General features: G+C 70.8%; 12 protein-coding genes. 9 read left to right on the top strand and 3 right to left on the bottom strand.

All coding sequences use genetic code 11. The features are described from left to right. Positions 1-185: 185 nt before the first annotated feature. The 3 genes from ACWCPW_RS16825 to ACWCPW_RS16815 all read left to right on the top strand — a co-directional run bounded on the left by ACWCPW_RS16825 (position 186) and on the right by ACWCPW_RS16815 (position 2762). Positions 186-1121 carry a hypothetical protein gene (locus tag ACWCPW_RS16825; RefSeq protein WP_449762298.1) on the top strand — a complete coding sequence of 312 codons (936 nt, stop codon included), beginning with the start codon at positions 186-188 and terminating at the stop codon, positions 1119-1121. Between the two features lie 213 nt (positions 1122-1334). Then, positions 1335-1649 (top strand): hypothetical protein, encoded by a 315-nt coding sequence (locus tag ACWCPW_RS16820; protein ID WP_449762297.1) that lies wholly within the window; start codon positions 1335-1337, stop codon positions 1647-1649. 168 nt (positions 1650-1817) lie between these two features. Next, positions 1818-2762 carry a ribose-phosphate diphosphokinase gene (locus ACWCPW_RS16815; protein WP_449762296.1) on the top strand — a complete coding sequence of 315 codons (945 nt, stop codon included), beginning with the start codon at positions 1818-1820 and terminating at the stop codon, positions 2760-2762. A gap of 33 nt (positions 2763-2795) precedes the next feature. Here the strand turns inward: ACWCPW_RS16815 and ACWCPW_RS16810 are convergent, their stop codons facing one another. Together ACWCPW_RS16810 and ACWCPW_RS16805 are read right to left on the bottom strand one after the other, a co-directional pair. Beyond that, positions 2796-4013 carry a DUF6114 domain-containing protein gene (locus ACWCPW_RS16810; protein WP_449762295.1) on the bottom strand — a complete coding sequence of 406 codons (1218 nt, stop codon included), beginning with the start codon at positions 4011-4013 and terminating at the stop codon, positions 2796-2798. A gap of 66 nt (positions 4014-4079) precedes the next feature. Further along, the gene (locus ACWCPW_RS16805) at positions 4080-4736 is read right to left on the bottom strand and encodes a DUF6230 family protein (protein WP_449762294.1); all 657 of its coding nucleotides are present in this window, start codon (positions 4734-4736) and stop codon (positions 4080-4082) included. A 474-nt stretch (positions 4737-5210) separates the two neighbouring features. On the opposite strand from ACWCPW_RS16805, the gene ACWCPW_RS16800 reads away from it, so the two are divergent. Further along, positions 5211-5414, top strand: a complete 204-nt coding sequence (locus tag ACWCPW_RS16800) for a hypothetical protein (protein WP_449762293.1) — start codon at positions 5211-5213, stop codon at positions 5412-5414. A 237-nt stretch (positions 5415-5651) separates the two neighbouring features. Here the strand turns inward: ACWCPW_RS16800 and ACWCPW_RS16795 are convergent, their stop codons facing one another. Further along, positions 5652-7361: an amidohydrolase gene (locus ACWCPW_RS16795; protein WP_449762292.1), complete on the bottom strand. Its 1710-nt coding sequence runs from the start codon at positions 7359-7361 to the stop codon at positions 5652-5654. Between the two features lie 349 nt (positions 7362-7710). Here ACWCPW_RS16795 and ACWCPW_RS16790 point away from each other — a divergent pair, with 349 nt between their 5' ends. The 5 genes from ACWCPW_RS16790 (at position 7711) to ACWCPW_RS16770 (ending at position 13812) form a co-directional block, all read left to right on the top strand. Further along, positions 7711-8403, top strand: coding sequence for a type 1 glutamine amidotransferase (locus ACWCPW_RS16790; RefSeq protein WP_449762291.1), 693 nt, complete (start codon positions 7711-7713; stop codon positions 8401-8403). A gap of 1192 nt (positions 8404-9595) precedes the next feature. Then, positions 9596-10663 carry a phytanoyl-CoA dioxygenase family protein gene (locus ACWCPW_RS16785; RefSeq protein WP_449762290.1) on the top strand — a complete coding sequence of 356 codons (1068 nt, stop codon included), beginning with the start codon at positions 9596-9598 and terminating at the stop codon, positions 10661-10663. Next, a complete protein-coding gene (locus ACWCPW_RS16780) occupies positions 10645-11958 on the top strand; it encodes a DUF6271 family protein (protein WP_449762289.1) in 1314 nt (437 codons plus the stop codon). Before ACWCPW_RS16785 ends, ACWCPW_RS16780 begins: the two co-directional genes overlap by 19 nt. A 19-nt stretch (positions 11959-11977) precedes the next feature. Beyond that, positions 11978-13246 (top strand): type III PLP-dependent enzyme, encoded by a 1269-nt coding sequence (locus ACWCPW_RS16775; RefSeq protein ID WP_449762288.1) that lies wholly within the window; start codon positions 11978-11980, stop codon positions 13244-13246. After that, on the top strand, positions 13246-13812 hold the full coding sequence (locus tag ACWCPW_RS16770) for a GNAT family N-acetyltransferase (protein WP_449762287.1): 567 nt from the start codon (positions 13246-13248) through the stop codon (positions 13810-13812). The genes ACWCPW_RS16775 and ACWCPW_RS16770 overlap by 1 nt, the downstream gene beginning before the upstream one ends. Positions 13813-13816: the final 4 nt, after the last annotated feature.

Genomic DNA, 13816 nt, shown 5'->3' with positions numbered 1-13816 from the left:
ACGCTGCAAGGTGGAGCATCGGGTGTTGTCGTGGTGTGTTTCAAGACGCTTCAATGCGGGGTGAAGCGGTGGTGTGAACGCCTGGTCCGGGCTGTGAACGGCTCGTGACCGGTCGACTGGAACACCCCGGTCGGGAGCGGCGGTTCCGACCGGTCCGCCGTGAACGTTCACAAGGGAGGCGAGCGATGCCACGGATCGACACCCGGGGCGACCCGGCCGAGGCGGAGTTGGCGCGGGTCCTGCGCGCCGGACCCTTCCATCTGGCGCTGCGCGCGGCGCTGGCGGCCCGCGGCCTGGCCCTGCACCGGGTGCAGCACCGGTTGGCCCAGCGCGGCGTGCAGGTGGGGGTGACCAGTCTCAGCTATTGGCAGCAGGGCGCCCGGCGGCCGCAGCGCGCCGAGTCGCTGCGCGCGGTGCGGGCGCTGGAGGAGGTACTGGAGTTGCCGCCGGAGGCGCTGACCAGGCTGCTGGAGCCGGCGGTCGCCGAGCGTACGGCGTCGCGATCCTATCGCGCGGTGGTGGAGGCGTCCGGCTCGCTCGGCCCGTTGTTGACCGACTTGGAATCACCCGCCGACGGCGGCCTGCACACGGTGTGCCAGCTCGAACAGGTCCGGGTCGGGCCCCGGCGCGAACTCCTGGACCGCGCCTCGCAACACGTGGTGCGCGCGCATCGCGACGGGGTGGACCGCTATCTCGCCATCCACATCGGCGACCGGGGCTGCGCACCCGAGCGGGTCCGCGTCCGGGCGATGGAGAACTGCCGGGTGGGGCGCGTGCGTTGGAGCCGGGACGCGGCCGTACTCGTGGCGGAGCTGTTGTTCGACGCGCGGCTGCGCTCCGGGGACACCTACGTCTTCGGCTACGGCTTCGAGGACGGCACCGGCGGACCCAGCGACGAGTACGTGCGCGGTTTCACCTTCCCGTGCGGCCAGTACGTCCTCCAGGTCCGCTTCGATCCCACCGCCCTGCCGGTGCACTGCCGCCGCTTCGCCCGGACCACGGCAGGCGCCCCACGTACCGGACGGCGCGATCTGACCCTCAACGGCAGCCACTGTGTGGTCCACCTCGCCGAACAGGACGTCGCCCCGGGCATCCTGGGCATCGGCTGGGACTGGACCTGATCGCCGCGGTGTCCCAGCGCCCGGCACCCGCCCGCGCGGCCCCGCTCACCCGAAGGGCGCACCACCGGGGGCGATCGCGCACCGGATGACGTTGGATGGGCGGGAAATCGCCGGCGCCCACCGGGCCCGTCCCGCCCGTCGACCATCGGACGGCGGCCGGGATGCGACGACCGCGGCGCGCGATCCGCGCACCCGAGGGAAGGAACGACACGCGTGAGCGAAACGACGGAGCGGCCGGTCCTGCGGGCCGCGGGCTCGCATCTGTACCCCGGCGCGCTGGTGCGCCTGCACACGCCCGGGACCACGGACCCGCACCGGGCCGGCAGGGCACCGGGCGACCTGCTGTTCGCCGACGGTTCGCGAACGACCGCACAGGTGCTGATCGACCCGGACGAACGGGCGACCCTGTGGGTGGCCGAGTACACCACCGCCCGCGGCACCACCATCTCCGAACGCGTCTGGTCGACCCACCCCTCCCCCGACGGCTCCGGGGACATACTCCTCCACATCGGCACCCGCCTGCCGTAGACCATCCCGCCACCGATCCCGCTGCAGCTCCCCACGCCCCGCCCGCGCGCGCCCGCCGGGCTTCGTGCGTCGTCGGGGTCGTGGTTTCGGGGGGTTGGGGGGCGGGGCTTAGCATGTGGCCGGAATGCCGACTCGAGTGCGGCGATTCGATGACACAAGGAGCGGTTCGTGCGAGAGATCGCCGTGTTCAGCGGTAGCGCACACCCCGAACTGGCCGCCCAGGTCTGCGCGCACCTGGGTGTGCCGCTCAGCCCGACCCGGGTGAACAGGTTCGCGAACGACTGTCTGGAGGTGCAGCTTCAGGCCAACTGTCGCGAACACGACGTCTTCCTGATTCAGCCGCTGGTCGCTCCCGTGCAGGAGAACCTGGTCGAGTTGTTGCTGATGTGCGACGCCGCGCGCGGTGCGTCGGCGGGCCGGATCACCGTGGTGATGCCGCACTACGCCTACGCGCGGTCGGACAAGAAGGACGCGCCGCGCATCTCCATCGGCGGCCGGTTGGTCGCCGACCTCATGGTCGCCTCCGGTGCGAGCCGGGTGCTGGCGATGACGTTGCACTCGCCGCAGGTGCACGGGTTCTTCTCGGTCCCGGTCGACCACCTGCACGCGCTGCGCGAACTGGCCGAGCACTTCCGGCGCTACGACCTGTCCAACACCACCGTGGTCTCGCCGGACCTGGGCAACGCCAAGGAGGCCGCCGCGTTCGCCCGGATGCTCGGCGCCCAGGTCGCGGCAGGCGCCAAGCAGCGTTTCGCCGACGACCGGGTGGCGATCAGCGCGGTGATCGGCGAGGTCGCCGGCCGGGACGTGATCGTCCTGGACGACGAGATCGCCAAGGGCAGTACGGTGCTCGAACTCCTGGATCGCCTCCGCGAGTTGGGCGCCCGATCGATTCGCGTCGCGTGTACTCACGGCCTGTTCGCCGCCGGCGCCCTCAAGCGCCTGTCGGATCAGCCCGACGTGCTGGAGATCGTCTGCACCAACACGGTCCCGATCCCCCGTGAGGAACACACCGGCAAGCTCCACGTGTTGTCGATCGCCCCGGCCCTCGCCGAGGCGGTCCGCCGCATCCACAACGGAGAGAGCGTCAGCGCGCTGTTCGACACCCCGTGACACGCGTCCGGGGCGGCGGCGGGTCCGGGTCGCTCAGCTCAGGTTCAGGTCGGTGGTGATCTTGTCCGTGAGGACGAGGGCCTGCTCGGCGCGTACCTCGGTCATGAAGACGAACGGCGGGATGATCGGCGGGAGTGGCAGCCCGTCGGCGGCGAAATCGAGGCAGATCAGGCCCTCGATGCAGCCGTGCAGGCGGGTGAGGTAGATCCGTACGTTGCCGTCCAGGTCCAGCCGGGTCGTGTCGATCCGCATCCTCGGGCCGTCGCCGTCGCGGGTGGCGAGCCGGTAGTCGCGCAGGTGCGCGGCCCGCATGGTCAGCACCAGCACCCGCAACGGCCCGCGCGCGGTGTCCACGGTGGTCACGCCGGCGAGGGCGAAGCCGATCGGGGCGAAGAAGCTCGCCGTGATGGTCGGGGGTGTGGCGCCGACGACGACCCCGGCCGTCGTCGGCGCCGACGCGGCGACCGCCCTGGTGCCGCCGCACGCCTCGGCCGTGTCCCGCGCGGTACACGGCTTCGAGGCGGTATCGGCCGCCCGGGCCCGGTTCCCGTCCAGGCCCGGTACGGACGCGACGATCAGCAACGGCAGCGCGACCGCCAGGGCCGAGGGTGCGCCGCCGGCGCGGCGCCGATGGAACCGCCGCCGCGCCTTCGCGGGGGCGGGACGATCCGCCCCCTCGTCGGGCTCGTCATCCGACTCCTCGTCCGTGCGCGCGGCCGGAAGCACCGGGCCGGGTCCCGGCCTGGGCCCGCGCCCTGGCCCGGGCCCGCCGAGCACCGTGATCGAGGTGATGGACCCGACCGGCGCGGGCGGTGCGCTCGGCCGCGAACGGGGCTGCTCCCGACCGGACCCGATCGCCCCGACCGCCCGCACCGGCCGCCACGCGAAGCCCATCGCGCCGCCGAGCACCCCGAGCAGCATGCCCAGCAGGAAGCCACCGAGATTGGCCGCCACGAACGACGCGATCGAGGCGACCAGCGCGATGATGCCCACGAAGTGCCGGTGTTGCGCCGCGAACCACATGAACAGGCCCGCGACGATCAGGATCACGCCGATGGCCAGACTCGCGATCCCGGCGATGCCCAGGCTGACCATCACCGGCAACGGGGACAACGGCACGGCCAGGATCTCCAGGCCGCCCGCGATCAGGTAGACGCCGCTCCAGAACGGCCTGGTCCGCCGCCAACGACGAATCACCCGGCGCTCGGCCCGGAAGGGCAGATACCGGTCCAACCACGATCTCGGCTCCATGTCGGTTCCGTTCTCCGGAGGTGGCGTGGGATCGGAGGAAGAGTGCACAAGAGCGGTGACGTGGGATCAGAAGCAGCCCGGGCCGTCGAGGCTCACCCCGACCCGCAGACCCTTGAGGTTGAACGTGCCGCCGGTGGCGGACCACGCGTGCGAGCGCACGCCGGCCACCGTGACGTCGCCGGCCTGGAGTCCGAACGTGCCGCGTTCACCCTGCGCACCGGGCACCTTGTCCAGCGTGGAGGCGTCCCGGCCGATCTCGACCGTGCCGAACCGGGCGTCCCCGACCAGGTCTTCGGCACCGATGATGAGGTTCTTCGCGGTCACCTCACCCGCGTCACCGCCGGCCGTGAGCTTGAAGGTGATGTCCCCCAGCGGGGTCTTGACCTTGGCCGACTGGCAGATGTCGCTGAGCGTGGCATCGCCGATGGCGAGCATCGAGACCGGGTGGCCCTTTCCGTCGAGCGAGGTGTTGGTGCTCACGTACGACGACAGTCCGGCGCTGGTCAGCTTGCCCGAGCTGACCTGGAAGCTCGCCCCGGAGACCGCGAACGAGGCGGCCAACGCGCCCTGGGCCATGGCCAGGGTGAGGAAGCCGACCGCGCCGAGGCCGACGATTCCGAGCGCCCCCGCGCGCCGCCAACTGGTGCCGCCCTCGTCGGCCTCCGCCGACGGGCCGACCGTGTCGAGGTGGGATTGTGCGGCCGAGCCGTTTCGTGCGGACACTGTGTTCCCCTCTCGTGGGACCTGGCCGTTCACGGGTCGCCGAAGGCGACGCGCACACACGCGCGCGGGCGGGACGGTGGACGCCGAAGGGCAGCGCGGCGGAGCGGTGGAGTGCGCCGAACTCGAGTGCGATGGGACGGCGGAGCGGAGCTGCCTTCGACGCTGTGCGTATACCGTGCCGGGCCCGAGAGTAGGCTTCGATTTGAATAAAAGTCAACGAACTCTCCGGAACTTTGCGCCATTTCGTACCTCCTCGCGGATCGGTGCGGCGCTCTCGACGGCGGGCGGCCGGCGCAGGGCGAGGGTGACGAGCAGGGCACCGACCTTCCCGCCGCGGTCGGCAGCACCACCACGAGCCCCGCCGCTCCGCCGCCGTCCCCGCCTCGGGTCTCCGATCGGAGCAATCGCCGTGTTCTTCGCCGGGCTTGCGGGTACTGGGACCGACCCTCGATCCGACGGCGAGAGAAGCGCGCGATGGAGATCGGCACGAAGGTCAGGACGATTCGGCTGCTCGACGGCGGCCTGCGGCAGGTGGTGCCCGCGAACGCCGAGGGCTACGTGGTGGCCAAGCTGTTCGGCGGTGAGGTCGAGGTCGCCTTCACCCTGCGGGGTCTGCTCGGCGGCACCCGTACGGTCAACGTCCCGGTCGCCCCGACGCACCTGGCGATCGAGCCCTAGGGCGTGGACGCGCTTCGGAACCGCGCCGCCGGTCTCGCATGGCGGCGACCGGGCGCACGACCTCCCGGCACAGCGGGCCCGCCTCGGCCGGTCGTCGGTCGGTGTACGGCGACGGCCTGACGCGGATCGTGCCGGAGCCGGCAGGTCGCGCGGGTCGGTCGGCGTCCGGTTCTCGCCGAGCACCGGGATCAGGCGCGGGGCGGGCGAGGGCACCCTTTCCCCGGGGGCGAGACGGGCCTACGCGGCGTACACGATCCGGCCGTCGAAGATGGTCAGCGCGACCGGGAGATCGGCGATCTCGCGCGGGCCGGTGGTGGTCAGGTCGCCGTCGAGGACGCAGATGTCGGCGACCTTGCCCGGCTCGAGGGAGCCCTTCCAGTCCTCGGCGAAGTCCTGGCGCGCGGCGTTGATCGTGTACGCGCGCACCGCCGTGGCCAGGTCCACGCACTGCTCGGGACCGCTGGCCCGACCGGTCGCCCTCGATTCGCGCAGCATCATCGCGGACACGCCACGGCGCCAGTCGGGGTGGGTGATCGGCGCGTCCGAACTCGCGGTGACCGCGATGCCCGCGTCGACGGCGCCGCGTACCGGCCACTGGTAGGCGGAGCGCTCGGGGCCGACCACGTCGTCCATCAGGTCGGCGATCGTCCATTTGATCGCCGGGTTCATGTTCACCCCCCAGCCGTGCTCGGCGAGCGTGCGCAGGCTGCGCGGCGTGCAGAAGTCGCCGTGGATGACGTAGTGCCGCTCGTCCCGACGCGGGTGTGCGCGGGCGGCCTCCTCGAACGCCTCGACCAGCGCCTCGATGGCCCGATCACCGGTGACGTGTACCCCGATCTGGTGTCCGGCGGCGTGCGCGTGCCCGACGATGGCGCGCAGTTCGTCGACCCGCAGGGTGTCCGAGTCGCCGTGCATGCACAGGCAGCCGTTGCCGCCGCCGACATACTCCTCGCGCATCCACGCGGTGCGGCTCGGCGGTATCCCGTCGGCGAAGACCTTGACGCCCAGGATGCGCAGCAGTCGGGGGTCGAGGTCGGCGATCTTGTCCGGGAGCGGCTCGGCCAGGCGCTCGGGCAGTACGTCGGCCGCCTCGCCCATCGCCAGCGGGAGCAGCAACACACTGACCCTGGCGTCGAGTTCGCCGGTGCGGGCCAGGTCCGCGTAGACCGAGAGGGTCTCCGCGCCGGCCGCACCGAGGAACAACGAGCCACCGCCGGGGCCCAGGCCCGGTTCGGTGAAGCTGGTGATGCCCTCGGCGTGGCAGATCGCGACGGCCGCGCGGACGGCCCGTTCGCGTTCGGCCCGGGTCATCGGCGGTACGGCCGCGTTGACCAGGTTCTGGGCGCCCTCGCGGAGCAGCCCGGTGGGTTCGCCGGCGGCATCCACCTCGATGATGCCGCCGGGTGGGGCGATCGTGTTCCGGTCGATGCCCGCGACCCGGAGGGCGCGGGTGTTCAGCCACGCGGTGTGCCCGCTGAACTCGTAGAGCAGGACGGGTCGATCGGCGACCACGGCGTCCAGGTCCCGGCGGTGCGGGGATCGGGAGTCGGACGCGCTCGACGTCCGGCACTCCGCCAGGTAGCCGATGTCCCATCCGTTGCCGATCACCCACGCGTCCGGCGGCAGCGTCTCGGCGTGCCGGGCGACGGCGGCCGCGATGTCGGCGATCGAACGGACGGCGGGGTACGACACGTCGACCGCGAGCGGCGGGCGGGTGGCGCCGAACGCGCACGCGTGCAGGTGGGAGTCGTTGATCCCGGGCAGCGCGGTACGCCCGGCCAGGTCGATCACCTCGGTCCCGGGGCCGATCAGTGGCCGGATCTCGACGTTCGACCCGACCGCGACGATCCGGCCGGCGCGCACCGCGAGTGCCTCGGCGACGGTGAACTCGGCGTCCACGGTGAGGACGCGGCCGTTGGTCAGGACGAGATCGGCGCGGTCCGGCATCCGGGGCTCCTTGGGTAGCGGCGACACCGGGGAATCGACTCCCGATATAATTTGAGGCCAAACGATATGGACGACCCCGGCCCACCACAAGACCCGGGCGCGGATTCCTCGACTCCGAACGCGGATCCGGGCGGGCACGATCCGGCGAACGACGACCCGGCCTTGCGATCGGCACGCGACCCACCTATCGTTTGGGATCAAATAAGTCCCGAAGGGGTCGGGCGCCGAACGCCTCGAAACGACTCGGTTCGGCGCGCTTCGGTTTGATTCGGGTCGGATTCTTCAAACCGTTTTGATTCGGTTCGTTTGATTCGGTTCGTTCGATGTGTCGACGGAAGGTCGGGTCCCGGTGCGCGCCTTGATCATTCGCCACGACCACGTCTCGCATGCCGGGTACGTCGGTGCGCGCCTGGCCGAACGGGGATTCGCTCCGTACGAGGTGGCCGTCGTCCCCGAGCAACGCTTCCACTCCCCCGACGTGCGCGTCGCCTTCCCCCGCCCGACGGACTTCGACCTCGTCGTGTCGCTCGGCGCGCCGTGGTCGGTGTACGACACGAAGGCGATCGGCACCTGGATCGGCGACGAACTCGCGCTGCCGGCCGAGGCGGTCCGGGCGGACGTACCGGTCCTGGGTATCTGTTTCGGCGCCCAGGCGCCGGCCGCGGCGCTCGGCGGAACCGTCGAGCCGGCGCCGAGGTTCGAACTCGGATGGCATGCCGTCGCATCGCACGAGCCGAGCCTGATCTCCGCCGGCCCGTGGTACCAGTGGCACTTCGACCGCTTCACCGTCCCACCCGGTGGGCGCGAGCCGGCCCGCTCGCCGGCGGGACCGCAGGCGTACGTGCTGGGCCGCTCGCTCGGCGTGCAGTTCCACCCCGAGGTCACCCCGGACACCGTGGCCGCCTGGCTGGACGGCGGCGGCGAAGCCCTGGCCCGGGAACTGGGCGTGGACGTCGCGGGGTTGCGGCGGATCGAGGAGGACGGGCGGGAACGGGCCGACGCGCTGGTGGACGCGTTCCTGGCGGACGTGGCCAAGCTCTGAGCCGCGGCCGGCCCGACCGGCCGAGGGTCGGCGCGGGGCCGCCTCTCGGTGGGTGCCCGTGGTCGGGACACTCACCGAGGGGCCGATTCGGCCCGGTGCGTACGGCCGCTACCGCTACTGCCGCTTTCTCCTCCCGGCGCCGCCCCGGAACACCTCGGCCGCGCGCCCGCCGCGCCGACGGCAGGCCGGACCCGCGAACCCGCGCACGAGGAGCACGGCAGGCCCGATCGGCACCCTCGGCCGCCCAATCGTCGACCCGCCGACACCGGGGAAATCCGCCGCGTTCATCCAGGGTTGGTGGACGAACTACCTTGCCCGGAAAGGCCGATCGACACTTCGGGGCACGACCACCGTACCCCGTCGCGCAGACCCCACGCGTCGGTCACCGCGCGTCCGCGGACGGTTGCAAAAAGGATCAACGTGGGGGTTGACACTGAAAGTTGGTCTAGACCAACCTAGTGGAACGGGGATCGGAGAGGTGTGTGTTCCGGCATGGCCGCCCGCTGATCGAGCGGCCCGGGCCGGGACCGTACGTCCGCTGTGGGTGTGCGCGCCTGTGCGCGGCACCGAGTACAAGGAGGTAGGAATCCCGGCTCGGTCATCGCGGAGAACCACGACCTCCGCGGCGCGACCGGCCGGGCGCGGTGGTGCGCTCTCTTACCAAGTCTGCTTGCCGTAAAACCCGTTCAGCCCTTCGCGAGGTTCCACCACGGGTCGGGGCACCCGGGGATCGCCGAGGGGTCCACGCATCGCGATCCGTCGTTCGCCACCGTCTTCGGGCGACGACCCTCACCGCTGTACGGATGAGCTCTCACAGCACCCGGGCAGCCTCACTCGACGCTCGTTCCGCGACCGGCACAGCCGGCGACTCCCCGCGGCACGAGCGGCCCGACGAGGTTGCGACAGGTGCTGCCCTCGGTCGGACCGGAGCGAGTCGCCCGCCGGTCGGGATCGCGGCCCCCGGCCGCACCCGCCCGCAGCGAACTCCTGCGGCTGGACCGTGACTTCGCTGCGCTCACCGTACCCGGACCGGCGCGTCCGCCCGCTCGACGCTCGTGGTCGTGCCCGGACGACGACGGCGACCACGTCGAGGTCGTACTCGACACGGGCCGCGATGCCCCCTGCCCGAACCACCGCCGAGAGCGGTCGATTCGCTCAGCCACGGAAGAACTTCGAGCCTTGGAGTGGTCACATGCCGACGCCCGACCCATATCCGTATCGAGCAGCCTCGGATATCCCCTACTACAGCGCGGACGGTGAGACCTACCGGGCGCCGACACCGCTGCGTGATCTGAAGAAGTCCAGGCCACTGCGGGTGTTGTCCGAGGAGGACTTCGACTTCTGGCAGACCTACGGCTACGTCGTGGTCAAGGAGGCCATCCCGGCCGCCGCGGCGGCCCGCCTGTTGGAATTCGCGTGGGACTTCCAAGGGCTCGACCCGAACCGGCCCCAGGACTGGTACCGCGACGATCGGGAGTTCCGCTCCGACCTGGACCGCGAACTGCACATCTACGGCTTCGTCGAGGCCTACCACCACCAGCTCATCTGGGACAGCCGGCAGACCCGGCGCGTCTACGACGCGTTCGTGGACGTGTGGGACTGCGAGGAGTTGTGGGTGACGCTGGACCGGCTCAATCTGAACCCGCCCAACATCCGGGACCGCGACCGGGCCCACATCGCGCCCACGGACCAGGGATTCGACATCGAATTGCACTGGGACGTGGACACCACCCTGGAGACACCGCCACAGCGGGTGCAGGGCATCATCGCGCTCGACGACACCCGGCCCGACCACGGCGGATTCCAGTGCTCACCGGAGCTGTTCCGCCGATTCGGCGAGTGGAAGGCCGGACAGCCCGCGGATCGGGACCCGATCCGGCCCGCCGCCGACCGCACCGAGTTCCCGGTGATCCGACCGGAACTCGAAGCCGGCGACCTGCTGATCTGGAACGGACTGCTCGCCCACGGCGTGGCCCGCAACACCTCGGCGAACGGCGTGCGAGCGGTCCAATACCTGTCCATGATGCCCGCGTTGGAGTCCCACCACGAGCAGCGTCGATCCCGGGTCCAATCGTGGCGGCACCTGAGCACACCCGACTGGAACAAGACACTGGTCGGCGACGCGACGAGGCACGAATCGTTGCGCTACGGCACCGCCGTCCTCGACGACCTCGGCGAGAAGCTCCTGGGCCTCCGGTCCTGGAGCGGGCACGACAACGAACAGTGGACCGGAGAGCCGGTATGCACAGAATCTGCCTGACCCTGCCCACCAACCGGGCGTGCGCCGCCACGATATCCGCGATCGGCGAGGAAGCCGCCTACGCGGCGCGGCACTTCGACGTCGAGGTGCACCTGCTGATTCTCGACTCCGCCGACCCGCGGGCGCACGCGGCACACGCCAAGGTCGTCGACGAGGCGCCCGAGTCGCCGAATGTGATCGTGCACCATCTCGACGAGGCCCGGCAGCGCGACTTCCTGCGCACGGTGATCGACCGCGCCGGCGTCGGCAAGCCGGACCTGATGCTGGACCTGATGCTGCCCGACACCGTGTCGTACGGCGCCTGCACCAACCGCGCCTTCCTGATCGCCGCCGCGCTCGGGTGCGCGTCCATCCACCGCCGGGACTCGGACAGCACCTACCAGACCCACCGGGGCGAACCGGTCTTCCCCATCCACCACGAGCTGACATCGCTCGGCAAGCGCGCCGGCGACGCGGTCTCCGGCGTGAGCGAGAACGCGCTGGATCCGGCCTACGAGGACAGGTCCGTGGTCCTGGCGGGCGCTTCGTTCGTCGGGGAACTCTCCGTCGACATCGGGGAGATCCGGCGCATCGACCCCGAGATCTACCACGACATCGTCGGCCTGTGGGCCCCGCCCGAGTGGTCGGAGCAGCAAAAGCGCGCCCTGGTCGCGGAGTCCTTCACCGGATCCGGCACCGACCCGTTCGTCCGGGATCACTCGACGCTGACCATCGTCGACCCGATGCGGATCGACATGTGCAACATCGGTTTCCACCACCAGGTGTACGAGCGGGTACCACTGCCACCGGCGACCGACACCATCGGCAGCGACTACTTCCTCATGCACCTGGTGCACGACGCCGCGCTGCCCGGCGTCCTGCACAACCGCCACATCGTGAACTTCTACACGCCGGAACGGCGTACCGACTCGGGGTTCGTCGCCTATCAGCTCCGGTTGACGAAGTTCTTCCTGTCGATGCTCCACTTCAACTTCATCTACGCCCGGATGGCGACGGCGGGCGACGCGCTCCTCGACGCCGACGGGCACATCCGTCCCCACTCGATCGCCGAACTCGCCCGTGAGAGCGCCCGGTTGGACCACATCGAGAATGTGCGACGGCTGCACAGTCTGGACCGGTCCTACCGGAGGCTGGGCGGCCGATACGCCGCGTTCGCCGACACGCTGGCCGATCGTGGCCCGCGGCTGCTCGACGAGGCCCAGGCGGACATCGAAGACTTCGCGCTGCTGATCGAGGCATGGGCGGCGCTGATCCACGCGAGCAAGGCCACGAGCGTCCACGAACCGCACCGATAGTGGGACCCGGACCGACATCATGCACGTAAACGCACACATGCGCGCCGCCCTGGCGGCCTCCACCGACGACCGCATCGTCTTCGACCTCGCCGGCATCCAAGAGCGATACGACTCCCTGCTGGGCGAGTTGCCCGACATCTCGGTGCGATTCGCGATGAAGGCCTGCCCCGTGGACGAGGTGCTGGCCTGTCTGGCCGACAAGGGCGCCGGCTTCGACGCGGCGAGCCCGCGGGAGATCGAGCAGGCGATCGCCACCGGTGTACCGATCGATCGCATCCACTACGGCAACACCATCAAGTCCGACCGGAACATCGCCGACGCATATCGCCTCGGCGTCCGGGACTTCGCCACCGACAGCCTCGAGGACGTGCGCGCCGTCGCCGTCCACGCGCCCGGCGCCCGGGTGTTCTGCCGACTGGCCACCAGCGGCGAGGGAGCCCTGTGGGGCCTCAGCCGCAAATTCGGCTGCTCCGGAACCGACGCGGTGCTCGTCATGGAGGAGGCCCACGCGCTGGGCCTGATCCCCTCCGGCCTGTCGGTGCACGTCGGTTCCCAGCAGATGACCACCGAAGCCTGGCAGGACGCCTTCGACCGCATCGCGGACGTGCTCGCGAACCTGAATCGGCGCGGGATATTCCCGGACCACGTCAATCTCGGCGGCGGGTTGCCGGCCCTGGGCTACCTCGACCGGCACGGCCGGCCGTTGCACCCCCCGATGGACAAGATGTTCGCGGTCATTCGCGAGGGCATCGCGCGCCTGCGCGAGGTGTCCGCGACACCGCTGGACTTCCTGATGGAGCCCGGACGCTACTTCGTCGCCGACAACGGCGCCATCCGGGCCCGGGTGTCCCGGCTGTCCGCGCGCGAACAACTCGACGGACAGCGCCAGTACTGGCTGTACCTGAGCTGCGGGAAGTTCAACGGCCTCTACGAGATGGACGAGTTGCAGTATCGACTGGTCTTTCCCACGCACGACGACCCGGAGTTCGTGCCGGCCGTTGTCGCGGGCCCCACCTGCGACAGCGACGACGCCTACTCGCACCGGGACAACCTCACCCGGGTGCCCAAGTCGGTCGCCTCGGGGGATCCGGTCTGGATCGTCTCCTGCGGCGCGTACGTCACCAGTTACACCACCCTGGGGTTCAACGGTTTCGGTCCGCTCCCCTACACGTGGACCGGCGGCGATCCCGGTGACCTTGATGATCCTGATGCTCGGGACGATCCCGACGACGCTCGGCGCCGGTGTCCGACCCGGCGTGCCGACCTGGTCCTGGACGGACTGCGGTGATGGGCCGGCACGCGCGGATACGACACATCACCCAGGACGACTGGGACCACATCGTCGCGCTGGAGGCCGCCACGTATGCCGACGGCGCGCTGTCCGAGGAGCGGCACGCGTTGGAGTCGCGCGCCCGCTCGTCGCCGGCCACGTGCTTCGTGCTGGACCTCGAACGACGGCCGGCGGGCTACGTACTGGCCCTGCCGTACCCGATGTTCCGGTATCCGGACCTGACCCGCGCGGAGGACGTGGTCTTCCACTCGCGCAACCTGCACCTGCACGATCTCGTCGTCGCCGAGCGTCATCGCGGCAACGGTTTCGCGGGCGATCTCCTGGACCGCCTGATGACGACGGCGCGGGCCAAGAGGTACGAACGCGTCTCGCTGATCGCGGTCGGCGGCAGCGAGGCGTTCTGGGCGGCGAACGGCTTCGCCGCCGTTCCCGAGGTCCCGCTCTCCGCGAGTTACGGCGCGCACGCGGTGTACATGTCCACGGCGGTGCACGAGGGCCGCGCATCGAGAAGGCGACACCCGTCGATGGTCCGCTCCGCGGATCGTCCCCACACGACGAAGTAGGCGC

It is taken from the genome of Embleya sp. NPDC001921, assembly GCF_053594475.1.
Note: the sequence above shows the minus strand (reverse complement) of the source record. Positions and strands in the feature narration are given on the sequence as shown.

Bases quoted from the DNA above. Each gene is read 5' to 3' on its own strand.
- ACWCPW_RS16825 (WP_449762298.1), top strand. From the start codon at position 186: ATGCCACGGATCGACACCCGGGGCGACCCGGCCGAGGCGGAGTTGGCG.
- ACWCPW_RS16810 (WP_449762295.1), bottom strand. From the start codon at position 4,013: ATGGAGCCGAGATCGTGGTTGGACCGGTATCTGCCCTTCCGGGCCGAG.
- ACWCPW_RS16800 (WP_449762293.1), top strand. From the start codon at position 5,211: ATGGAGATCGGCACGAAGGTCAGGACGATTCGGCTGCTCGACGGCGGC.
- ACWCPW_RS16795 (WP_449762292.1), bottom strand. From the start codon at position 7,361: ATGCCGGACCGCGCCGATCTCGTCCTGACCAACGGCCGCGTCCTCACC.
- ACWCPW_RS16785 (WP_449762290.1), top strand. From the start codon at position 9,596: ATGCCGACGCCCGACCCATATCCGTATCGAGCAGCCTCGGATATCCCC.
- ACWCPW_RS16780 (WP_449762289.1), top strand. From the start codon at position 10,645: ATGCACAGAATCTGCCTGACCCTGCCCACCAACCGGGCGTGCGCCGCC.
- ACWCPW_RS16775 (WP_449762288.1), top strand. From the start codon at position 11,978: ATGCACGTAAACGCACACATGCGCGCCGCCCTGGCGGCCTCCACCGAC.
- ACWCPW_RS16770 (WP_449762287.1), top strand. From the start codon at position 13,246: ATGGGCCGGCACGCGCGGATACGACACATCACCCAGGACGACTGGGAC.